The 21038-nt window shown below is 39.6% G+C and carries 21 protein-coding genes; 4 read left to right on the forward strand and 17 right to left on the reverse strand.

Going from position 1 to position 21038, the window contains the following annotated elements; genetic code table 11:
• Positions 1 to 262: 262 nt before the first annotated feature.
• From argH to argC, 5 genes are read right to left on the reverse strand one after another with little or no spacing between them, the layout of a single operon-like run.
• Positions 263 to 2128 (reverse strand): argininosuccinate lyase, encoded by a 1866-nt coding sequence (gene argH, locus PNIG_RS12895; RefSeq protein ID WP_089368659.1) that lies wholly within the window; start codon positions 2126 to 2128, stop codon positions 263 to 265.
• Positions 2129 to 2177: 49 nt separating this feature from the next.
• Positions 2178 to 3380, reverse strand: coding sequence for an argininosuccinate synthase (locus PNIG_RS12900; protein WP_011328945.1), 1203 nt, complete (start codon positions 3378 to 3380; stop codon positions 2178 to 2180).
• The gene (locus PNIG_RS12905; protein ID WP_011328946.1) at positions 3377 to 4309 is read right to left on the reverse strand and encodes an ornithine carbamoyltransferase; all 933 of its coding nucleotides are present in this window, start codon (positions 4307 to 4309) and stop codon (positions 3377 to 3379) included. The genes PNIG_RS12900 and PNIG_RS12905 overlap by 4 nt, the downstream gene beginning before the upstream one ends.
• Positions 4310 to 4316: 7 nt before the next feature.
• Positions 4317 to 5084: an acetylglutamate kinase gene (argB, locus tag PNIG_RS12910; protein WP_089368660.1), complete on the reverse strand. Its 768-nt coding sequence runs from the start codon at positions 5082 to 5084 to the stop codon at positions 4317 to 4319.
• Positions 5085 to 6095, reverse strand: a complete 1011-nt coding sequence (argC, locus tag PNIG_RS12915) for an N-acetyl-gamma-glutamyl-phosphate reductase (protein WP_011328948.1) — start codon at positions 6093 to 6095, stop codon at positions 5085 to 5087.
• 223 nt (positions 6096 to 6318) lie between these two features.
• On the opposite strand from argC, the gene argE reads away from it, so the two are divergent.
• The gene (argE, locus tag PNIG_RS12920; RefSeq protein ID WP_086993975.1) at positions 6319 to 7473 is read left to right on the forward strand and encodes an acetylornithine deacetylase; all 1155 of its coding nucleotides are present in this window, start codon (positions 6319 to 6321) and stop codon (positions 7471 to 7473) included.
• A 63-nt stretch (positions 7474 to 7536) separates the two neighbouring features.
• Here argE and panP read toward each other — a convergent pair whose 3' ends face one another.
• Complete coding sequence (gene panP, locus PNIG_RS12925) at positions 7537 to 9162, reverse strand: pyridoxal-dependent aspartate 1-decarboxylase PanP (protein ID WP_089368661.1); 1626 nt, start codon at positions 9160 to 9162, stop codon at positions 7537 to 7539.
• Positions 9163 to 9430: 268 nt separating this feature from the next.
• On the opposite strand from panP, the gene PNIG_RS12930 reads away from it, so the two are divergent.
• Complete coding sequence (locus tag PNIG_RS12930) at positions 9431 to 11296, forward strand: GGDEF domain-containing protein (RefSeq protein WP_089368662.1); 1866 nt, start codon at positions 9431 to 9433, stop codon at positions 11294 to 11296.
• A 9-nt stretch (positions 11297 to 11305) separates the two neighbouring features.
• On the opposite strand, the gene trmB is transcribed toward PNIG_RS12930, so the two are convergent.
• The 8 genes from trmB to folB all read right to left on the reverse strand — a co-directional run bounded on the left by trmB (position 11306) and on the right by folB (position 17528).
• Positions 11306 to 11980, reverse strand: coding sequence for a tRNA (guanine(46)-N(7))-methyltransferase TrmB (trmB, locus tag PNIG_RS12935; protein WP_086993984.1), 675 nt, complete (start codon positions 11978 to 11980; stop codon positions 11306 to 11308).
• On the reverse strand, positions 11980 to 12747 hold the full coding sequence (locus PNIG_RS12940; RefSeq protein WP_011328953.1) for an ABC transporter permease: 768 nt from the start codon (positions 12745 to 12747) through the stop codon (positions 11980 to 11982). The genes trmB and PNIG_RS12940 overlap by 1 nt, the downstream gene beginning before the upstream one ends.
• On the reverse strand, positions 12748 to 13677 hold the full coding sequence (locus PNIG_RS12945; RefSeq protein ID WP_011328954.1) for an ABC transporter ATP-binding protein: 930 nt from the start codon (positions 13675 to 13677) through the stop codon (positions 12748 to 12750). It abuts the gene before it with no gap.
• Positions 13674 to 14297: a flavin prenyltransferase UbiX gene (locus PNIG_RS12950; RefSeq protein ID WP_041454762.1), complete on the reverse strand. Its 624-nt coding sequence runs from the start codon at positions 14295 to 14297 to the stop codon at positions 13674 to 13676. The genes PNIG_RS12945 and PNIG_RS12950 overlap by 4 nt, the downstream gene beginning before the upstream one ends.
• A gap of 1 nt (position 14298) precedes the next feature.
• The gene (gene mpl / locus PNIG_RS12955; protein WP_086993990.1) at positions 14299 to 15654 is read right to left on the reverse strand and encodes a UDP-N-acetylmuramate:L-alanyl-gamma-D-glutamyl-meso-diaminopimelate ligase; all 1356 of its coding nucleotides are present in this window, start codon (positions 15652 to 15654) and stop codon (positions 14299 to 14301) included.
• A 228-nt stretch (positions 15655 to 15882) separates the two neighbouring features.
• Positions 15883 to 16683: an undecaprenyl-diphosphate phosphatase gene (locus PNIG_RS12960; protein ID WP_011328957.1), complete on the reverse strand. Its 801-nt coding sequence runs from the start codon at positions 16681 to 16683 to the stop codon at positions 15883 to 15885.
• Positions 16680 to 17168 (reverse strand): 2-amino-4-hydroxy-6-hydroxymethyldihydropteridine diphosphokinase, encoded by a 489-nt coding sequence (gene folK, locus PNIG_RS12965; protein WP_041454526.1) that lies wholly within the window; start codon positions 17166 to 17168, stop codon positions 16680 to 16682. The genes PNIG_RS12960 and folK overlap by 4 nt, the downstream gene beginning before the upstream one ends.
• A complete protein-coding gene (gene folB / locus PNIG_RS12970) occupies positions 17169 to 17528 on the reverse strand; it encodes a dihydroneopterin aldolase (RefSeq protein ID WP_089368663.1) in 360 nt (119 codons plus the stop codon).
• 208 nt (positions 17529 to 17736) lie between these two features.
• Here folB and plsY point away from each other — a divergent pair, with 208 nt between their 5' ends.
• Positions 17737 to 18348 (forward strand): glycerol-3-phosphate 1-O-acyltransferase PlsY, encoded by a 612-nt coding sequence (gene plsY / locus PNIG_RS12975; RefSeq protein WP_089368664.1) that lies wholly within the window; start codon positions 17737 to 17739, stop codon positions 18346 to 18348.
• 6 nt (positions 18349 to 18354) lie between these two features.
• Here plsY and tsaD read toward each other — a convergent pair whose 3' ends face one another.
• From tsaD to PNIG_RS12990, 3 genes are read right to left on the reverse strand one after another with little or no spacing between them, the layout of a single operon-like run.
• Positions 18355 to 19368 (reverse strand): tRNA (adenosine(37)-N6)-threonylcarbamoyltransferase complex transferase subunit TsaD, encoded by a 1014-nt coding sequence (gene tsaD / locus PNIG_RS12980; RefSeq protein WP_011328961.1) that lies wholly within the window; start codon positions 19366 to 19368, stop codon positions 18355 to 18357.
• Positions 19369 to 19421: 53 nt separating this feature from the next.
• Complete coding sequence (locus PNIG_RS12985; protein WP_011328962.1) at positions 19422 to 20012, reverse strand: YjaG family protein; 591 nt, start codon at positions 20010 to 20012, stop codon at positions 19422 to 19424.
• Positions 19996 to 20358 carry a putative signal transducing protein gene (locus PNIG_RS12990; protein ID WP_011328963.1) on the reverse strand — a complete coding sequence of 121 codons (363 nt, stop codon included), beginning with the start codon at positions 20356 to 20358 and terminating at the stop codon, positions 19996 to 19998. The genes PNIG_RS12985 and PNIG_RS12990 overlap by 17 nt, the downstream gene beginning before the upstream one ends.
• 80 nt (positions 20359 to 20438) lie before the next feature.
• Here PNIG_RS12990 and PNIG_RS12995 point away from each other — a divergent pair, with 80 nt between their 5' ends.
• A complete protein-coding gene (locus PNIG_RS12995; protein WP_011328964.1) occupies positions 20439 to 20861 on the forward strand; it encodes a DUF2721 domain-containing protein in 423 nt (140 codons plus the stop codon).
• The last annotated feature ends 177 nt before the right edge of the window (positions 20862 to 21038 follow it).

Consider the following 21038-nt stretch of genomic DNA (forward strand, 5'->3'; position numbering starts at 1 on the left):
TTGTAAGTGTTTTTGTATTGTTGGCGAAATCTTGTATTACACCTTTTAAAGAGGGTAATTAAATTGACCTTATATTTAGTAGCAACGTTTTTATCGAAGCTGTTACTGCATTTTACACTTATAACAAAAGCAACCACTGTGCCAACTTTTAATTAATACCTTGAAATAATCATAAAACTTTATATTTATAACTTAAATTAGTGTTTTTCACCCATAAAAAAACGCACGAGGGTAACCCGTACGTTTTTTACATCTAGGGAGTTTAAGCCACGAATTTACACGGGATCTCCGCTTTATTACTTAGCTTTAAAATATATTCCATTGCGACTTCATCGCAGTTTTCTTTACGTAAACAAAGCTCACAATCTTTCATTACTTTTTCTGGCAAGCTTTCTTTGGTACAAAAGCTAAAACGCTGTTTTTCAAAAAAATCTGGGACTCGGGTTAGCACTATTACTCTATTTAACGCCAATTTTTTGGCTTTCGCTAATAAATGTTCAACTAACTGCCGCCCTTGTCCTGACACTGCGCTTTGTGGGTCTATACCCAAAGAACGTATTTCCGCCAAACCTGTGTCGTAAATGTACAGTGAGGCACACCCCGATACTTTGCCGTTAATTTCGGTTACAGCAAATTCGTTAATCGAGTGCACCATATCACTTTTAGCGCGTGGTAGGTTTTCGCCTACCGTAGCCCAATGTTGAACTAGCTTAGCAATCGATTCGACATCGTCTAAATTAGCATCACGAACCGTTATTTGCTGTTTTTTTTTCGCTGCTTTAATAGCGCTGGTTACTTGTTCAATTGATGTTCCGCCAAGTGCTTGACGCGCTTTAATACAGGCGTCAATCTCTAGTACCGGATAAACATCATCTGCAAATACATCACTTACCGATTTGTATTGCTCAAGCGATAAGTCTTCCAGCGTTTTACCTTCACTAATGGCCAATTGTACTAGCACACCTACAATATGGTGTCCTTCTCTAAAAGGTACGCCCTTAGCTACCAAGTAGTCGGCAAGCTCAGTTGCATTTGCGTGGCCACCTTTTGCCGCTGCAAGTGTACGTTCGCCTTTGACTTTAATGCCTTTAATACACGCTTGTGCCATATGAATACAGGCAAGCCACGTTGGCATAGCATCAAATATGCCTTCTTTGTCTTCTTGCATATCTTTATTATAAGCAAGTGGCAATGCTTTTAGCGTCATCATCATGGCGCTAAAAGCACCAAAAACACGTCCGGTTTTACCACGAATTAGTTCCAGTGCATCTGGATTCTTTTTTTGTGGCATTAACGACGAGCCCGATGTCACATTATCTGCAAGCTCTATAAATCCGGCTTCGCCTGAGTTATAAAAAATAAGATCTTCTGACATACGCGATAAGTGAATCATCGAAATAGACGCACAACTTAATAGCTCTACTACAAAATCACGATCAGATACGCCATCAAGGCTATTTTTAGTGGCTCCTGTAAAGCCTAAACCTTGTGCCAATGCTTGACGATCAATTGGATAAGCCGTACCGGCTAATGCACCACTGCCCAGTGGGCAAAAGTTCATCCGCGCTTTAGCATCTTGCAAGCGGCTTTCATCACGCTCTAGCATTTCTACGTAAGCCATACACCAGTGACTAAACAACACCGGCTGTGCACGTTGTAAATGCGTATAACCAGGTAAAATAGTCCCCAGTTCACGCTCTGCTAATGCAACAAACTCAGCCTTTAACTGAGCAATAGCTTTTAAAATATGATCGGCAGTGTCGCGACACCACAATCTAAAATCGGTGGCTACTTGGTCATTACGGCTGCGCCCTGTATGTAATTTTTTAGCTAAATCACCTACTTTTTCGATTAACGCAGCTTCAACATGAGAATGAATATCTTCTGCGCCTGAAGTTGCTACCGCTTGTGGATCTGCTTTTACTTCTTCAAGCAATTGGTACAATGCTGCAACTAACTCTTGGTGCTCGTCACTTGATAACACATTAACTTGCTCAAGTGCACCAGCCCATGCAACAGAGCCTATTATATCTTGCTCTGCTAATTGATAATCGAAAGGAAGAGAGTCGTTAAATTGCTTAAACGCCTCGTCTGGACCCGTAGAAAAACGCCCGCCCCATAATGCCATGAAATCTCTCCAAACCCGATATTGCCCCTTTTTACAAGGGGCGTAAAAATTACTTTTTAGCTAATGCTTTTATTCTGCTTGATAGCGAGAATAAACGAATAAAGCCCTCTGCGTGTGATTGGTCGTACACATCATCTTCACCAAAGGTAGCAAACGCTTCGCTGTATAAGCTGTGTGGCGACTGTTTTTGCACTGCGGTAACTTGGCCTTTGTATAGCTTAAGTACAACTTCACCTGTTGCATCTTTAGAAAGCGCTTCAGCACCAGCTAAAATAGAGTCTTTAAGTGGTGTAAACCAACGACCGTCATATACTAAATGTGCAAACTCGCCACCCAGTACTTCTTTCCACTTACGGCTTGCTTTATCAAGCACTAGTTCGTCAATGGCTTGCAGTGCCGCCATCATTACAGTACCACCTGGGGTTTCGTAACAACCGCGCGATTTCATACCCACTAATCGGTTTTCTACAATATCAACACGACCAACACCATGAGGCGATGCAATATCGTTTAATTTAACTAAACAATCATAAGGTTTAAGCTGCTCACCATTTACTGCAACAACTTCACCTTCAACTACATTTAGTGTTACTAGTTCAGCTTTATCTGGCGCTTGCTCTGGAGAGTTTGTCCAGGTCCACACTTTTTCACTTGGTTGGCACCATGGATCTTCAAGTTCGCCGCCTTCGTGCGAAATATGCCATGCGTTTGCATCACGGCTATAAATTTTTGTAGCCGATGCCGAGCATGGAATATCGCGCTCAGCTAAGTAATCTAGTAATGACTCACGGCTTGATAAATCCCATTCACGCCATGGCGCAATTACTTGTAAATCAGGGGCAAGCGCTGCAAAACACGATTCAAAACGTACTTGGTCGTTACCTTTACCTGTACAACCATGAGAAAGTGCATCTGCACCTACTTTACGCGCAATTTCTACCTGTGCTTTAGCAATAATTGGGCGCGCCATAGACGTACCTAATAAATAAGTACCTTCGTAAATTGAGCCTGTTTTAAGCGTAGGATAAATGTAATCACTTACCATTTCGTCTTTTAAGTCAACTACATAACACTCAGAAGCACCCGATGCGATAGCTTTAGCTTCTACGCCTTCAAGCTCCTCTGCACCTTGGCCAACATCGGCCACAAAGGCAATAACTTCACAGCCGTAATTTTCTTTTAACCATGGCACAATGGCCGACGTATCAAGACCACCTGAATAGGCTAAAACGACTTTTTTAAATGAACTCATAGGTGTTCCTTAACAAAATTTGGATTTAATAATGTAACTAGCAGAGCGTTTTGCGCATGCATACGATTCTCGGCTTGTTGTATAATTTTTGACGCTGGACCGTCCATTACCTCAGAGGTAATTTCGAACTCACGGTGTGCCGGTTGGCAATGTAACACTGTTGTTGCACCGGTTTGCTCTAATAATGCTTTATTTAATTGATAAGGCATGTATTTTTCTTTTACTAACTCAAGTGGAGTGGTGTCGCCCATTGATACCCAAGTGTCGGCGTATACTGCGTTTGCACCAACAGCAGCTTCTACTCTGTCGCTCACCATTACTGATGCACCATTCATTGCTGCTATTTGTTCCGCTTTTTTCAGAACTTGTGAATCTGGAGAACATCCTTTAGGCGTAACGGCAACAAAGTCTGTACCTAATGTTGCAGCAAGCAACATTAATGAATGCGTTACGTTGTTGCCCTCACCTAAATAAGCTAACTTTAATTGACTCACATCGCCATGCACTTCTTGTAGTGTTAAAAAATCAGCAAGTGCTTGGCAAGGATGATATAAATCACACAAGCTATTAACTACTGGCACCGATGAATACTGCGCTAATGTGGTTAATGTACTGTGCTGATTTACGCGCGCTACAATACCATCTGCCCAGGTAGAAATATTAAGAGCAAAATCTTTTACTGACTCACGTGCACCCATCGCGCCATTTTGTTGATCTAAATACACGGCATGGCCGCCTAAGCGATTTATACCAATATCAAACGATAAACGTGTACGTAAGCTTTGTTTTTCAAATAAAGTAACCACTGACTTACCAGCCAATACTTGGCTGTATTTTTTAGGGTTTGCTTTAATATCTTGCGCTAGCTTTAATAAGTTAAGTGCGCCTTGTTGGTCTAATTCTAAACCCGTTAAAAAATTCTCAAACATAATAAACCTATGGTGTAATTTTAGTTCCGACATGCTTGCCTTGCAGCAAAGCTGTTAAGTTTTCTGGCTTTTGCCAGCTGGAAATATACACACCGCGTCGTAAGTGTTGGGCAGCGTGAAGACTGGTCTTAACTTTGACCTCCATCCCGCCCACAATTACTCCTTCATTTATTAAAGTATCAATGTGTTTTGTATCTAGTTGATGTAAAGGCTGCTTATTTGCATCAAGCACTGCTTCAACATCGGTCATAAATATTAGTTCTGCGTTTAAGTTGTTGGTAATTGCAGCGGCGGCTTCGTCAGCATTAACGTTGTACCAAAGCCCTTGCAAGTCAAAACCAATTGAGCTGACAATTGGCATACGGCCAATTTTTAGTAAATCGTTAATAATCGAATCATCGTTACTGGTACATTTACCCACTAAACATAATGCTTTTAGTTTTTGCGTGGCAGTAACACCAGCTTCATACAAACTTAAACCAACTGGTTTATGGCCAGCATTAATTGCCGCACTCATTAATTGTTTATTAGCACAACCTGCAAGCGCACCCACTATGTACGGCATTTGCTCTTTAGGGCTAATACGTAAACCTTGATGCTTTGCACTGGCAAAACCGGCGTCTTTAAGCCAAGTGTCTACAAGCGCGCCTCCGCCATGCACAATGACAAACTGCGCGTTGTGCTGCTCATTAAGTACTGAAAATAATGCTTTAGCCGCGTTTTCTGTATTAAGTACAGCGCCGCCAAGTTTAATTACCCAGGTTTTTTTACTCATTTAAAACGATCCTTTTAAGCCTGTGGTATGCGCCAATCCCATTGATAAATTAATACACTGCAATGCTTGTCCTGCAGCGCCTTTTAATAAATTATCAATGGCAGCTATAACAATTAACTGTGTGCCTTGTTGCTGCCAGCCAATATCTACATATGGCTGTTTAGCTACGCCTTTAATTGAGGGGATTTTATCGCCCAGTAAACGAATTAACGGCTCATCGGCAAGTACTTGGTACGCTTGTGTTACTTGCTCAATGGTGACATTAGGCTTTAATTGCACATAAATAGTTTCTAAAATACCACGCGGGAAATTACCTAAATGGGGGGTAAATAAAACATTGTGACCAAGGTGTTGCTCTATTTCAGGGCCATGACGATGATTAAATAAACCATAAGGGGCAAGCGACACTTCGCAAAAATGGGTACCAATACTAGCTTTACGCCCTGCGCCGGTTACACCCGATACCGCATTAATTATAATTGTTTGCTCTGTTAATAAATCGGCCTGCTGCAAAGGCTTAAGTGCATTAAGCGCAGCCGTAGGATAACAACCCGCTACGGCTACTAATTGCGCCGCGGCAATAGCATCGCTATTCCACTCAGCTAAACCATAAGCAGCTTGATTTAATAACTCTGGATGTTGGTGCTCAAAGCCATAATAAGTAACGTAGTCGTCATTGCTCGCAAGGCGATACCCACCAGATAAATCAAATACCTTTTTACCCATGGCTAAAAAACGCGGCGCTAAATCTACGCTTACTTTATGATCGGTACATAAACACACGTAATCGGCGCTGTTTTCAATATCGCTAAAAGCAGATTCACTAAGAGGCAGTAAAGGCTGATCGAGTAGCCCTAAGTGTTCGGGGTATAAATCACTCAGCAATTTATTTTTATCTAAGCTACCTTGCGATACATAACAGCCAGTTAAAATTAGTTTAGGGTGCTTAGCAACTAAACTTGCTAGTTCTGCGCCGCTATAACCGCTTGCGCCAATAATCACTACATTCATTGTTTACTCGTTATTTAAAATTAGTTACTACTTATCCATGTTGTTCGCTTAAACTAGCTCTGGGCTAATTAAGACTTTAATTAATTAATGAATGTTGATTATCGTCGTATTATTTTCATGGCGCTACTTTTAAAATATTTATGCTTAAAAAGTGAATTGATATTCATCATAAATACTTTTATATTGTTATGCAATTAAATTGATTACTTATTTTGGATTTTTTATGTCTTTGCCTTCATTTATTTCTATGTACCAACAATTAATTGCAGCGCCTTCTATTAGTGCCATTGAAGATAGCCTGTGTATGAGTAATAAAAATGTTATTGAATTACTGGCACAATGGTGTGAAAGCTTAGGCTTTAGCTGTGAAATAATTGAATTAGAAGGCGGCAAAGGTCGCTATAATTTATTAGCTAAACGCGGTAAAGGCGATGGTGGATTAATGCTCGCTGGCCATACCGATACAGTGCCATTTGACGATAGCCGCTGGAATCATAATCCATTTAAATTGACCGAGCACAACAATAAACTATATGGCTTAGGCAGTATTGATATGAAAGGCTTTTTTGCTTTTGTACTGCAAGCTATTAGTGAACTTGATGAAAAGCAGCAAACTCAGCCCATTTTGATCTTAGCCACCGCCGATGAAGAAACAACAATGGCCGGTGCTCAACAAATTTGTAAACATCCAAATTTAAAACCGGATCGCTGTATAATTGGCGAACCCACTGATATGACTCCAGTATTTACACATAAAGGGCATATGAGTACCGCAATTAGAGTAGTCGGACGCTCAGGCCATAGCTCAGATCCCGAACGTGGTGTTAACGCCATCGAAGTAATGCACAAAGTGATTACAAAACTACTGATCTTAAAAGAACAGTTAAAGCATAAATATTCAATAGAACACTTTGAAATACCCTATCCAACCTTAAATTTTGGTAATATTCATGGCGGCGACAACGCGAACAGAATTTGTGGTTGCTGCGAAATGCATATAGATATGCGCCCATTACCGGGCTTAAGCGTGCAAGAACTGCAAATGTTAGTACTTGATGCAACTCACGAAATAAACCAGCAATACCCTAATGCCGTAAGCGTAATTGATTTACACGAACCAATTCCTGCATTTACTGGTAGCACCGATAGCGCTTTGGTTAAACTAGCCGAAAAAATAGCGGGGCAAAAAGCGGTGGCAGTAAACTACTGTACAGAAGCGCCATTTATTCAACAGCTTGGTTGTGAAACCATAGTAATGGGCCCCGGCTCTATAAACCAAGCGCACCAACCTGATGAATTTTTAGCAATGGAAAAAATTAAGCCTTCACAGCAAATTATCACTAATATAATTAAAGCGAGTTGTTTTAGCTTTTCTTAATTGCGATTATAAAAATAAAAAAGACGCTAAATAGCGTCTTTTTTATTTAAGCTAATATTTTAATTACATATACTTGCTTAAATACTTTTTAAATACCGGATCTGTTTTAGCCAACTCTTTTTGTTCTGCTAAAATTTCTTTTAAAATAACGCCTGATGTAAGTGGGTTAGCAAGTACTACCCTAAATACCACGGTGGGCTGATTATCGTATTGAGTAGGCGTTAAACGCGTACGTGATACAAATGATCGCCCTGATTCACGTTGCCGTTTTTGCATACTTGCAGTAAAGCGATTAAGTGAGGCAAAAATATCAATCCGTGTTTGTGGATCAGCATCTGCAATTGCCTGCTTTATTTGCTTAGGCACATAACGATACGTTAATAAGCACAGCTCTGGCTCTGAGATCAGCTCAAAATCTTCATCTGCTTTAATTAAATTAGCAAAGTAATGGGCTTTTTTAATACTACGATCGATTAGCATTTCGTAGCCTTTACGGCCAATTACACGTAAGCAAGCATGTACTAACATTGCCATACCTGGGCGGCTGCCCTCAAGTGTATGGCTACCTAAATCTTTTGAGCCTTTACGTAAAATATACTCTGCATGATGTTCAATTGCATCGGTAGCGGTTGGATCTTTAAACAACACCAACCCAGCTCCCATAGGAACATACATTTGTTTGTGTGCATCAATGGTAATTGAGTCTGCGCGCTCAACACCTTTGAGTAAATGGCGATGGGTATTAGATAACAAAGTTGCCCCGCCCCATGCAGCGTCAACATGAAAGTGGCAATTAATGTCTTGTGCTAAATCAGCCATCGCTTCAAGGGGATCGATATTACCGGTTTCTGTGGTACCCGCTACTCCAATAATGGCCATTACTTTAATACCTTGCGCTTCAAGCTCTAAGGCTTTTTCGCGCATGGCATTAACATCAACTTTATTGTTTTCGCATGTTTTAATACCCACTAAGTTTTCACGACCAATTCCTAATAAATCAGCCGCTTTACCTAACGAATAATGGCCTCGCTCAGAAATTAAAATAGCTAAGCCTTTATAGCCGTAATGCAGCATACCGGCAATTAAGCCTTGTGCGCCTATTCCCCTAAAATCGCCATCAGGTTTTAATAAGCGATTTCGCGCAATCCATAACGCCGTAATATTGGCTACAGTACCGCCTGAGCAAAATGCACCTAATGATGTTTTTGCACTGTGCATCCATTTAGCATAAAACTCGTCTTGCTGCCCGTACGCTAAATGGTGCATCATTCCAAGCACTTGGCGCTCAAGTGGGGTAAAAGCTTTAGAGGTTTCTATTTTTACTAGGTTTTGATTTAGCCCTACCATTAGCTTTGACAGTGGTAGTAAAAAATGAGGTAAAGCTGAAGTCATATGGCCAATAAAGCTAGGCGCTGCGGTATGCACAGAGTGTGCAACCAGCTGCTCCATTATATCTTGCGCATAAGCAGATACAAACGTTGGATCCTCTGGGATCATCGCCGACTGAAAGTCTTTTTCAATTTCGTGTAATGGTTTTTCAATTGCCGCAATGTTTTCGTTTAAAAAACCTGCTAAATTACTCGATATTTCAAGCTCTATTTTGCTTAAAGTTGAGTCTGGCGCTTCAGGTACAGTAAATATACGCTTAAGGCTTTCTTTAGAGGCGACGGCAAAACGCTTTTGATCCATCTTAATACCTAGTGTGTGGCTAAAACGCCTGTTACTCTATTAAACACACTAAATTAAGGTGCTATTTTAGTAACAGGGTTTTTAATAATTGCGCTAACTTTACTGCAATATTAAGAAAATGTCTCGCTTAAAGCCATAAAAACGCTAAATGACATGACAAATAATACTAATTTTGGCTGTTTTTTATCTTTTTAATTCAAAATCAATTAAGTCATTGGGCATTTGTTTTTTTTGCGTATAATTAATTTAACAATAAAAAGGGAATTATATGCTACAAGGAAAACTAAGAATAAATGGATTAATAAGCGCTTTTATGCTGTTTTTAATCAGTTTAATTATCTGTGTTTATTATACTTATAGCACCATTCGCAGTGATGTAATTAACACTCTCGATAATCGTCTTATTAATGCAGCCACCAGCGTTAAATATATTTTGGGCGATGACTATCACAGTAAAATAAATAAAACCCAAACTATTAGCTTTGCAACTTACGAAAGTAAAAGTAAGCAGCTTTCTGAGCTTGCACAAGCACTCGATATTGCTTACGTGTATTCTATGGTGTTAATTAATGGCAAGGTTCATTTTAGCGCCTCTAGCTACACCCAAGAGGATCAAAATAGTGGCAAGGTAACCCAGTTTTTAGATTTATACCCAGAGGCAACTAAAGCTAATATTGGTGCCTTTTTATCTACTGAGCCTGTTTTTGAAATATCGAGTGATCAATGGGGCGACTTTAAAACTATTTTTATCCCGCATATTGATAAAAATGGCATTACATATTTAACTGCTGCCGATATAAGCCTTAAAACTATTAATAATAAGTTAGCGCAAAGCGCCTCAACATCGGCTGTTTTAGGCGGCTTTTTTTTAGTTATTATTATATTGTTGCTGATTATGTATAACTACGCGACTAAACGCGCTGCCATGAGAGACTCTGGTAGTGGTTTTGCTAATCATATTGCGCTTGAAAAATATTTTTTAAATACCCCTGTTCACCATATGCAAATGGCCATAATTTGGGTGAACGAAATTGAAAATATAAACCGCTTTTACGGTACTAAAGTGGGTGACAAAGTAATGAAAAAATTACTAATACACTTTAAAAAGCACAGCAATGTAAATTATCGTATTTATCGTGTAGCAACCAATAAACTGGTGTTACTAACCCCCAAAGAAACCCCATACGAAGAGCTAAGTAATTTAATCCAATCATATAATTTTAATACGCCATTTTTAACCAATCCCTTTATTTACATTACGTTATGTGCAGGTATTGCCCGAGGAAACAAGTCGTTACTGCTAAAAAATGCCCATATTGCGGCTTTACAGGCAAAACAAGGTAACCTTAGTGTTGTTAATTACTCTGAGGCTATAAATGACTCAAAGTCGCTGTATTTATATAATTTAGAAATAGCAAAAGAAGTACGTGAAGCGTTTGAGCAAAAGCGCGTTGTGCCCTATTTTCAGGCTGTTATTGATATAGAGTCTAAACAAACACTACACTACGAGTGCACGCCACGAATAGTGACTTCACAGGGCGAAATTTTAAAACCCGATGCATTTTCAAATACCGTAATACGCTTGCGTATGGATGGCTTATTAACCCGTACATTATTTTCACAGTGTCTTAGCCGCTTTCGTAAAACACAAATTAGCTGGAGTTTAAATATTACTATTGAAGATATATTAGACCCTAGCATAAATGAATACATTGCTTACGAGTTACAGCGCTATCCGTACCCTGCAAATATCACTTTAGTTTTATTTGAACCACAAGTTATCGCCAATTATTCAAGCGTAAGGGCATTTATAACTATGGTTAAAAGTAAGGGGATCAAGGTGATGATTAACAGTTTTGGCAATGACTTTGCAAATACACTCAATATTTTAAAATTGGAAATTGACGTAATAAAGTTAGATGGCATGCTAATAAAGCAAATAGTTAATGATGAGAACACGGCGCTATTTGTTGATTACACAGCCAATTTTGCAAAGCAGCAAAATATTCAACTAATTGCTTCTATGGTAGAAAACAAAGCTATTGCTACGGCACTCAAAAAAGTAAATGTGACGCTAATGCAGGGTAGTTACATTGCCCACCCAGCGCCACATGTTAATCCATTATTTGAGTAGTAAAGTTAATCAACCCTGAGTTAAATTAATAACTAAGCGGTGGCTTTGTTGGCCACTGGCCCAGTATTTCCGCTCAAATGGGGTGATTGCTTCATCTGCCCCATAAGCAGAAACCTGACAAGCATTACCGGTTAGTTCAAGTGCTCTGGCAAACTCTTTAACGTAAATATCCCAGTTACTGCGAACCTCTAATTTACCGCCTAACTTTACAATAAACGGAAAAATAGCCGCGCCGTGCCAACGCCTACGAATATGTTTAGATTTAGGCCACGGATTGGGGTAAAGCAAATAATGGTGACTAGGTTGCCAGTTTGCAGCCACGGCTAAACGCCAAAAGTCGTTTAAATCTGCTTGCACCAAAATATATTGCCCACTGTCGGTTTGTTTATACTCTACATCGTGCTTATCTAACCGGTGCGACGACTTATCAATACCAATTACCAGCGCATCGGGATGGCGCTTAGCTAAATTAGCGGTACTTTCTCCTACACCACAACACGAATCTAAAATAAGTGGGCCTTTAAACGCCTGTACTTTAGCATTCACCTCATCAAACGCTGTTTGTGTATGCGCTGCTATTGGCTTTTTAAACTCTGCGTTTAAATGCTTGCTAACTATGTCATCCAGCTTTTCGTGAATACCCGCTTGATTAGATACAATACTACGCGAATTTGCATCAGTCATTAGTGTCTTAGCCCCACACCTTTTTTAATTAATGTCAGCGCTAAGGTAAATAACGCGATAATAAATACTAAAATAACACCAAGTGCCAAGCTTAAATCAACATCCGACACACCTAAAAACCCATACCTAAACGCGTTAACCATATAAATAATAGGATTTACTTGTGATACATTTTGCCAAAACTCTGGCAGTAAGGTAATTGAATAAAACACCCCACCTAAATAAGTTAGCGGCGTTAAAATAAAGGTAGGAATAATACTAATATCGTCAAAGCTATTTGCATATATAGCATTTATTAAGCCACCGAGTGCAAATACTGCAGAGGTTAAAATAACGGTAGCCATAATGATAAAAATATTATGAATTTGAATATCAACAAACAATAACGATACGCAGGTAACAATAAAGCCCACCATTATTCCGCGCGTCATACCACCGCCCATATAGCCAAGCACAATAATATAGTTTGGCACTGGGGCTACAAGTAGCTCTTCAATACTTTTTTGAAATTTAGTCGAGTAAAAACTTGAGGCTACATTAGAATAAGAGTTAGTAATAACCGACATCATTATCAGTCCAGGTACTATAAACTCCATATAACTAAAGCCGCCCATATCACCAATACGTGAGCCTATTAAGTTACCAAAAATAACAAAATATAAACTCATGGTAATTGCTGGAGGTACTAAGGTTTGCACCCAAATACGTAAAAAACGAATACACTCTTTAATCCAAATACTTTTTAAGGCTACGCCATATTTAAACATTTACTTGCCTCGACCTTGTTCTAATAATCCAACAAATAACTCTTCTAATCTATTTGCTTTGTTACGCATACTCAATACGGTATTACCTTGCTCAGTTAGCGCACTAAATACAGCGTTTAAGCCTTGCGATTTAGCCACTTCAACTTCAATAGTATGCTCATCGTCCATAGTAAATTTATAACCCTCAAGCGTAACTGGCTTAGCCGGTGTTTTTAAATCTAAAATAAAGGTTTCTTTATCAAGCTTAGATAACAGTGCTTTAATTGTGGTGTTTTCAACAATCAAGCCATTGTCTATTATGGCTATGTTTTTACACAATAACTCTGCTTCTTCTAAGTAATGAGTGGTTAAAATAATGGTGACGCCCTGCTCATTAATTTGGCGTAAAAAATCCCACATTGAACGACGCAGCTCTATATCAACACCAGCCGTTGGCTCATCTAAAATCAGTAATTTAGGCTCATGCATAAGTGCGCGAGCAATCATTAAACGGCGTTTCATGCCACCTGAAAGCGTACGCGCTTGTTTATCTTTTTTATCTAGTAACCCCAATTGGGTTAAATATTTTTCGGCGCGTTTATGTGCTTCGCCGCGTGGTACACCATAATAACCCGCTTGAGTTACTAATATTTGGGTTAGGGTTTCAAATTGGCTAAAATTAAACTCTTGCGGCACTAAGCCTAAATGCGCTTTAGCAGCCTCTAGGTCGGTGTCTATGTCGCAACCAAACACCTCTACCTTACCTTTAGTTTTATTTACCAGTGATGAAATAACACCAATTGTGGTCGACTTACCCGCTCCATTAGGGCCAAGTAAGGCAAAAAAATCGCCCTCACGCACTTGTAAATCAATACCCTTTACAGCTTCAACCCCATTAGTATAAACCTTAGTAAGGCCTGCTATATTTAAAGCAATTTGTTGCTTACTCATGACTTGCCCTCACCATAACCCCAACGCTTTGTTAGGTTATGTTCAATGTTTAAATGATCTAAAATTCGCGCCACCATAAAATCAACTAAATCGGCAATACTTTGTGGCTGATGATAAAAACCCGGCGACGCGGGCATAATGGTGACCCCTAAGCGTGAAAGCTTAAGCATGTTTTCCAGATGAATTTGATTAAATGGTGTTTCGCGTGGCACTAAAATAAGATGGCCACGCTCTTTAATTACCACATCAGCGGCGCGCTCTAGTAAGTTGTCAGATGCACCTACAGCAATAGCCGAAACCGTGCCCGCGCTACAAGGGCACACTATCATTTTTTTAGGGGCAGCTGATCCTGAGGCTACTGGGCTAAACCAGTTGTCTTTACCATATACTTTTAGCTGTTCTGGCTTGGCGTTATATAGCGCACTTAATTGCTCACTGGCTTTGGTTTCATTACCTGAGAGCTTAATACCAGATTCAATATCAAATACCACTCGCGCTGCACTTGAAATAAGCACATACACCTGAAATTGCTGCTCTATTAATACCTCTAATAATCTCAAGCCATAAGGCGCACCCGACGCGCCACTAAATGCTAAGGTAATTGTGTCTTTAAATTGCAAATTATTCTCCGCTGTATTTATTAGCCAGTGCATCGACTAGTTGCTGATGCAGGCCATTAAAACTACCATTGCTCATTATTAAAATATGTTGATTAGCTGCTATATTATCAAGTACGGTATCAATAATTACCTGGGTACTGGTAAAACACTGCATACCGGCTGTAGCCGCTTGTTCGCTCAGCGACCAGCTTAGGTTTTCTGGCTCAAAAAGCAGTACCTCATCAGCATCACTCAACGAGGCAAGCAATGTATGTTGATGCACGCCCATTTTCATGGTGTTTGATCGCGGCTCTAAAATAGCAATTATTTTATCACTGCCTACTTTAGCGCGCAGCCCTGCTAATGTGGTTTGAATAGCCGTAGGATGATGTGCAAAATCGTCATACACTTTTATATTATTAATATCGGCTTTGAGCTCCATGCGTCGTTTAGGGCTAATAAACTCGCCAAGTGCCGCTATACTATGCTCAACGGCAATGCCCACATGGCGCGCAGCTGCGATTGCCATAATAGCATTTTTAACGTTGTGCTCACCCATTGCCTGCCAATTAACGGTGCCTTGTTTTTCATTATTTAAAAACACTTTAAACTCACTGCCATCGGCTTTTATTAGTTCATAATTCCAATCAATACCCAAGGTTTCACTTTCGCTCCATAGTCCTTGAGTTATTACATCACTAAGTGCTTGATCATCCTTTGGCCAAATAACTTTGCCACTTTGTGGTACTGTACGTATTAAATGATGAAATTGTTTTTTAATCGCGTTTAAATCTTCAAAAATATCGGCATGATCAAACTCAAGATTATTTAAAATAAGTGTTCGCGGTAAATAATGCACAAACTTACTGCGCTTATCAAAAAATGCAGTGTCGTATTCGTCTGCTTCAATAACAAAAAAGGGGGTTTCGCCTACTTTGGCCGACACACCAAAATTTTGTACTATGCCGCCAATTAAAAAGCCCGGTTTTAAACCCGCATACTCTAAAATCCATGCAAGCATACTCGCTGTGGTGGTTTTACCATGTGTACCAGCAACAGCAAGTACCCATGAATTTTGTAATAAGTTATGTTTTAGCCATTCAGGCCCAGATGTATAAGGCAGACCTTTATCAAGTACATATTCAACACATGGATTGCCTCGGCTCATAGCATTGCCAATAACCACCATGTCTGGCGCTGGCTCTAATTGGGTTACCTCGTAGCCTTGGGTTAACTCAATTCCGAGATCTTCAAGCTGCGTGCTCATAGGTGGATAAACGTTTTGATCAGACCCAGTTACTTTATGGCCAAGCGATTTAGCAATCGCAGCTATTCCACCCATAAAGGTGCCACAAATACCTAAAATATGAATATGCATCTACTTTCCTTTAATCGTGTGCTTACTTTGCACAACAGCAAAGTTTAATGGCGCTATAATGCCAAAATTCGTGCTTCGTTACCATTGCGCATGCGCATTTCACTGTTGCCAAAAACGCCTAAGTAACTTAATAATTAAGCCACTAACGTTAAAAGTATCACTGACAAAAAAGCCTTCCACACTAGGAAGGCTTTTAAACGCTTAAACTAAACGAGTAAAAAATATTAATTACAGCGTTAAAAATACAATTAACCCGACCCCTAGCAATAATCGGTAGATAACAAATGGCAACATTCCCATGCGTTCTATTACTTTTAAAAACATATAAATACAGACATAAGCCGATAAAAATGACAACACAACACCTAATAATAAGGTGCTCCAGTCAACTAGATGATCCCCTAGTGCAAGCTCAACGGTATAGTAAAGTCCCATCATTGAAATGATAGGTATTGCCAGTAAAAACGAAAAGCGTGCAGCGCTTTGTTTATTCATGCCAAGCATTAAACCCGCGGTCATAGTAATACCTGAACGTGATGTACCTGGGATCATCGCAACGGCTTGTGCTAGGCCTATAATAAGCGCGGTTTTCCAATTTAGCTGATAAATCGTTTTAATTTGCTTACCTTTTGCATCCGCATACCAAAGCAATAAACCAAATATAATGGTGGTAACCGCGATCACCCATGCGCTACGCAAATAAAGCTCAATCATGTCTTTTAAAAGCAAACCTAAAATAGCGGCCGGAATTGTGCCTAAAATTATCCACCAGCCTAATTTACTGTCATCTGTGCTACCTTGCGCACCAAACGACTTAAACCACGCACTAAGTATGCTGCTTACTTCTTTACGAAAATAAATCACTACTGCAATTAAAGTACCTACGTGTACTGCAACATCAAATGCTAACCCTTGATCTTCCCAGCCTAATATTTGCGATGGTAAAATTAAGTGCGCAGAGCTAGAAATAGGCAAAAATTCAGTAAACCCCTGAATAAGAGCTAAAACAATAATTTCAATAATACTCATGGGTTAGAAAACTCCACCTTCCATAGTTTTTGTTGAGGGTTGTTGTACTCGCGCCAAAGATCGGCAATGGTTTGCTGTGCAACAGGGTGATAAAAATGCGGGGCCACTTCAGCTAGGGGCTGTAATACAAAGGCGTTTTTTGTAATTTCGTCACGTGGTAATTGTGCGGGAGAGTCGCAAATTACATCATCATAAAATAGTAAATCTAAATCGAGAGTCCGCGGGCTAAACTTTTTATCGTTTGCAGTACGGCCATTATTGCGCTCAATTTGCTTTAGTAAGCTACATACATCTGCTAATGGCATATCGGTTGTAGCACCAACCACCGAGTTATAAAAGTTATTACCAGCAAATCCAACCGCTTCGCTTTCAAATACTGAGGAATGCACTAAGTCGTTAAAGTGCGGCTTGAGCGCTATAAGCGCACAGCGCATATAATGCGCCTTATTAATATTTGACCCTAAACTGATATAAATTTGCGCCATTTAAATGCTTGCCTTAGTACGCGTAATTTCAACACCCACAGTTTGCGCCTGAGCAACGGCTGCAGGTTTACTTACTCGAATAGTAACTTGTGGGGTATTAAACTCAGTCAAAATTATATGTGCTAATTGCTCAACTAAGGTTTCGAGCAGCTCTACCGGTTTTGCCGTACTGTGCTCAATGATCCGCTCACTTACTTTTGCATAATCGAGTGCTAAATTAATATCATCGTTTACAGCTGCAGGTTTAATATCACTTAGCATTTCAACGTCAAAGTAAAGGCTTTGTTTACTTTCTTTTTCAAAGTCGTACACTCCAATAATAGTGTCGACGTGTAATTGCGATATAAATACCTTGTCCATTAATGCTCCTAATGACAGTAACAAGCCACTGAGTTAACTGCATAATGTATCAATTAAATTAATACTGTATATACTTTAATCAGTGTTTAAATACATATAAATTACTTCTACAATAACAAGGTAGCTATACTAGTTAGTAATTAAAGCAGTTTATAAATTTTGACGTCAATAATAGCCGAAAAAGTACAATTAAAAAATAAGGAAGCACGTGTTAGCCACTTTAATGTTTATTTTAGTCTATTTACTTGGGTCGATTTCGTCGGCCATACTCGTCTCGCGGTTATTTAAACTCCCCGATCCGCGTAGTAATGGCTCTAATAATCCAGGGGCAACTAATGTTTACCGGCTGGGGGGCGCACTACCCGCTTGTTTAGTACTAATATTTGATGTTTTAAAAGGCACTATTCCCGTTTGGGGGGCCTACTTTTTAGATCTTGAGCCGCTTGCGCTTGGTTTAGTCGCTGTGGCCGCCTGTTTGGGGCACATGTTCCCATTATTTTTTGGTTTTAAAGGGGGCAAAGCGGTAGCAACTGCTTTTGGTTCTTTATTACCTATAGGGTTATCTTTGGCGGGTTTATTAATTTGTACTTGGTTTATTATGGTAGCAATAACACGCTATTCTTCTCTTGCTGCCTTAGTTGCGGTTTCGCTTGCACCTTTATACACTTGGTTAATAAAGCCACTTTATACGCTACCCGTTACCTTTATTACGGTACTAATTATTTTTAGGCATCGCTCTAATATCGCACGATTATTTAGTGGTAACGAGCCAAAAGTGGGCGCTAAAAAAGCACCCACTGATGAAAAAAGCGATATTTAACTGCTATTAAATAGCTTCTAGGCTGTCGATTGGCCAGCGCGGTTTAGTTTTCATATCAAGGGTAGCAAATTGCCCTGCTTTTAACCTTTGCATCCCTGCGTACGCAATCATAGCGCCATTGTCGGTACAAAATTCGGTACGCGGATAATACACTTGCCCTTTCATGCCTTGCATTACACGCTCCAACTGCAAACGTAACTGCGTATTAGCACTTACGCCGCCAGCAATTACTAGTCGTTTAATACCGGTTTGCTTAAGTGCACGTTTGCATTTTATTACCAAGGTATCGATAACCGCGGTTTGAAATGCATGTGCTATATCGGCTTTAGTTTGCTCGTCATCATTGTTTTCACGAATAGTGATAGACGCTGCTGTTTTTAAACCGCTAAAACTAAAATCTAGACCAGGCTTGTCTGTCATCGGACGTGGAAATATAAATCGCTTAGCCACCCCCTGCTCTGCCATTTTAGCTAAACGTGGGCCACCGGGGTAATCAAGTCCTAGTAATTTTGCTGTTTTATCAAATGCTTCGCCTGCTGCATCATCAACCGACTCACCCAGCACTTCATACTGGCCAATACCGGCTACTTTAACCATCATGGTGTGTCCGCCCGATACTAGCAAAGCAATAAACGGAAACTCAGGAACATTTTCCTCAAGCATGGGCGCCAATAAATGCCCTTCCATATGATGCACTGCTACAGCAGGAATATCCCAACCATAAGCAAGAGAGCGACCAATTGAGGTACCGACTAAAAGTGCGCCAACTAAACCTGGGCCTGCTGTATACGCAACGCCATCTAAATCTTCAGGTCCGCAACCCGCTTGTGCAAATGCAGCGTCGATAAGGGGCAGCGTTTTACGTACATGATCCCGTGATGCCAGCTCTGGCACTACACCGCCATAGTCTGCGTGTACTTTTACTTGGCTATATAATTGATGCGCCAATAAACCTTTTTCGTCATCGTATATAGCAATACCGGTTTCATCGCATGACGATTCAATGCCCAAAATTCGCACTGTTTTTCTCCTGCCACCTATTTAGGTGCTTTTTAAACTAAATTATTTACGTTTTATAATGTTAAACCAATATTGGTTTGCCCATCAGCAAGCACATGTTTTTTAAGTTCTTTAACATTATCAGAGGTCACACGGCCCATGGCTTCTACAAAATCAATTAGCTCACCTAATACATCCATTTCGTATTGCATTAGTGGGTGTTCGCGTATTGCTTTGTTATCGGCAACTTCACCTTCAACAGTCATTTGATACTCAATAAAGCGGGCAACCGTTGCTTGCGATATTTTACTTATATTTATGAGCTCTTGCTCATCTTGCGCCATTAAACCATGCATAAGACTTAATAATGCGGTCGCGGCATCAATTGCCGGATACGTACCAAACATATCAAAGTCAGCTAGCTCAGGCACATTGGGTTCTATTTTCTCGATTTGCTTTTCAAGATCAATCTTACTTTTTGGTAGCAGTATTTTCTCCCAGCAAACATTTAAAGCACTGCGTAAAACGGTTTCGTCACCAAACCCTGTTGCTTCACTAAATAGGCCATAGTTAGGTAGCATACGTTCAATTAAGGCACTGGCTAACACTGCTTTTTGTAAGTAGTTTAGCTCTCTAATACGCTGAAAGTTATTTGCTTTTGTCATTTTTTAACGTCTCGCATGACCAACAAAATTCAAATGTTGATCCATTATGCTCATTACAATTAGGACACACCCAATCTGGAGCTGATTGTTTTACTTGCTGGTAGTTTACCAATATTTGTCGCGCATGGCGCTCTTTTATCGCATAAACCTGCACACTGGCTTGAGCCTGATCAAACGGTATTTCTCCTAAAGCTCCTTGCAGCATTTCACCTTTAATTTGACACTCTATGCCATCATTTAAGATTAAGCCTTTAATTATATTCGCTTCTAAACTATTTTCAGCGCGATATATTGTTATCCATGTGAAAGGGTCAGCGGTTAAGTTATCACTATTAGTATTTTGCAATTTTCACCTCATTTATTTGTGTTTACAATGCCTTTCATTAATGTGTTAATTCATAAACTAGCCAGCTTGCAGGAATAAATATGACACTTACAACTCCAGGATTACTTTTTCCGGCTATTTCATTGTTACTACTTGCCTATACAAACCGATTTTTAGTAATAGCGCAATTAATTAGAGGATTAAACGCCCGTGAAGGTGAATCAATTCGCCCGGTTGTTGTTGCGCAAATAACCAATTTAAGAAAGCGTATAAAACTTATAAGAACCATGCAGGTATATGGAGTTGTATCTTTTTTACTATGCACACTTTCCATGTTTGCGTTATTTATAGAGCTCAATACTACTGGAATTATTTTATTTGGCGTTAGTCTTACTTGCTTAAGTTTATCGTTATTAACTTCGTTATTTGAAATTCATATTTCTTGCGATGCAATTGAAATAGAACTGCAAAGCATTGAAAATAAACCATTGAGCAACCGGGTTAGTCGTAACTTTGTTGAATAAAAGCTTATAGTTTCAAATAATAATTTTTGCACAGTGGTTTATTAACCCTTAAGGCAAAGCTACTTTATATGTTACTTGCATAATAAAAGCTTAAAACACATAACAAACTATTAGTTATTAACCTAAAGGATAATACTATTTAACAATTTCACTCTTTAATTAATACTAAAAGAGGGA

Source organism: Pseudoalteromonas nigrifaciens (assembly GCF_002221505.1).
Taxonomy (GTDB): Bacteria; Pseudomonadota; Gammaproteobacteria; order Enterobacterales; family Alteromonadaceae; genus Pseudoalteromonas; species Pseudoalteromonas nigrifaciens.

Coding starts and splice junctions, on each gene's coding strand:
- PNIG_RS12900 (WP_011328945.1), bottom strand. CDS start 3,380: ATGAGTTCATTTAAAAAAGTCGTTTTAGCCTATTCAGGTGGTCTTGAT.
- PNIG_RS12960 (WP_011328957.1), bottom strand. CDS start 16,683: ATGAGTATTATTGAAATTATTGTTTTAGCTCTTATTCAGGGGTTTACT.
- PNIG_RS12905 (WP_011328946.1), bottom strand. CDS start 4,309: ATGTTTGAGAATTTTTTAACGGGTTTAGAATTAGACCAACAAGGCGCA.
- folB (WP_089368663.1), bottom strand. CDS start 17,528: ATGGACAAGGTATTTATATCGCAATTACACGTCGACACTATTATTGGA.
- trmB (WP_086993984.1), bottom strand. CDS start 11,980: ATGACTGATGCAAATTCGCGTAGTATTGTATCTAATCAAGCGGGTATT.
- panP (WP_089368661.1), bottom strand. CDS start 9,162: ATGGATCAAAAGCGTTTTGCCGTCGCCTCTAAAGAAAGCCTTAAGCGT.
- PNIG_RS12940 (WP_011328953.1), bottom strand. CDS start 12,747: ATGTTTAAATATGGCGTAGCCTTAAAAAGTATTTGGATTAAAGAGTGT.
- PNIG_RS12930 (WP_089368662.1), top strand. CDS start 9,431: ATGCTACAAGGAAAACTAAGAATAAATGGATTAATAAGCGCTTTTATG.
- argE (WP_086993975.1), top strand. CDS start 6,319: ATGTCTTTGCCTTCATTTATTTCTATGTACCAACAATTAATTGCAGCG.
- argH (WP_089368659.1), bottom strand. CDS start 2,128: ATGGCATTATGGGGCGGGCGTTTTTCTACGGGTCCAGACGAGGCGTTT.
- PNIG_RS12995 (WP_011328964.1), top strand. CDS start 20,439: ATGACACTTACAACTCCAGGATTACTTTTTCCGGCTATTTCATTGTTA.
- folK (WP_041454526.1), bottom strand. CDS start 17,168: ATGGCGCAAATTTATATCAGTTTAGGGTCAAATATTAATAAGGCGCAT.
- argB (WP_089368660.1), bottom strand. CDS start 5,084: ATGAGTAAAAAAACCTGGGTAATTAAACTTGGCGGCGCTGTACTTAAT.
- PNIG_RS12985 (WP_011328962.1), bottom strand. CDS start 20,012: ATGACAAAAGCAAATAACTTTCAGCGTATTAGAGAGCTAAACTACTTA.
- PNIG_RS12945 (WP_011328954.1), bottom strand. CDS start 13,677: ATGAGTAAGCAACAAATTGCTTTAAATATAGCAGGCCTTACTAAGGTT.
- mpl (WP_086993990.1), bottom strand. CDS start 15,654: ATGCATATTCATATTTTAGGTATTTGTGGCACCTTTATGGGTGGAATA.
- argC (WP_011328948.1), bottom strand. CDS start 6,095: ATGAATGTAGTGATTATTGGCGCAAGCGGTTATAGCGGCGCAGAACTA.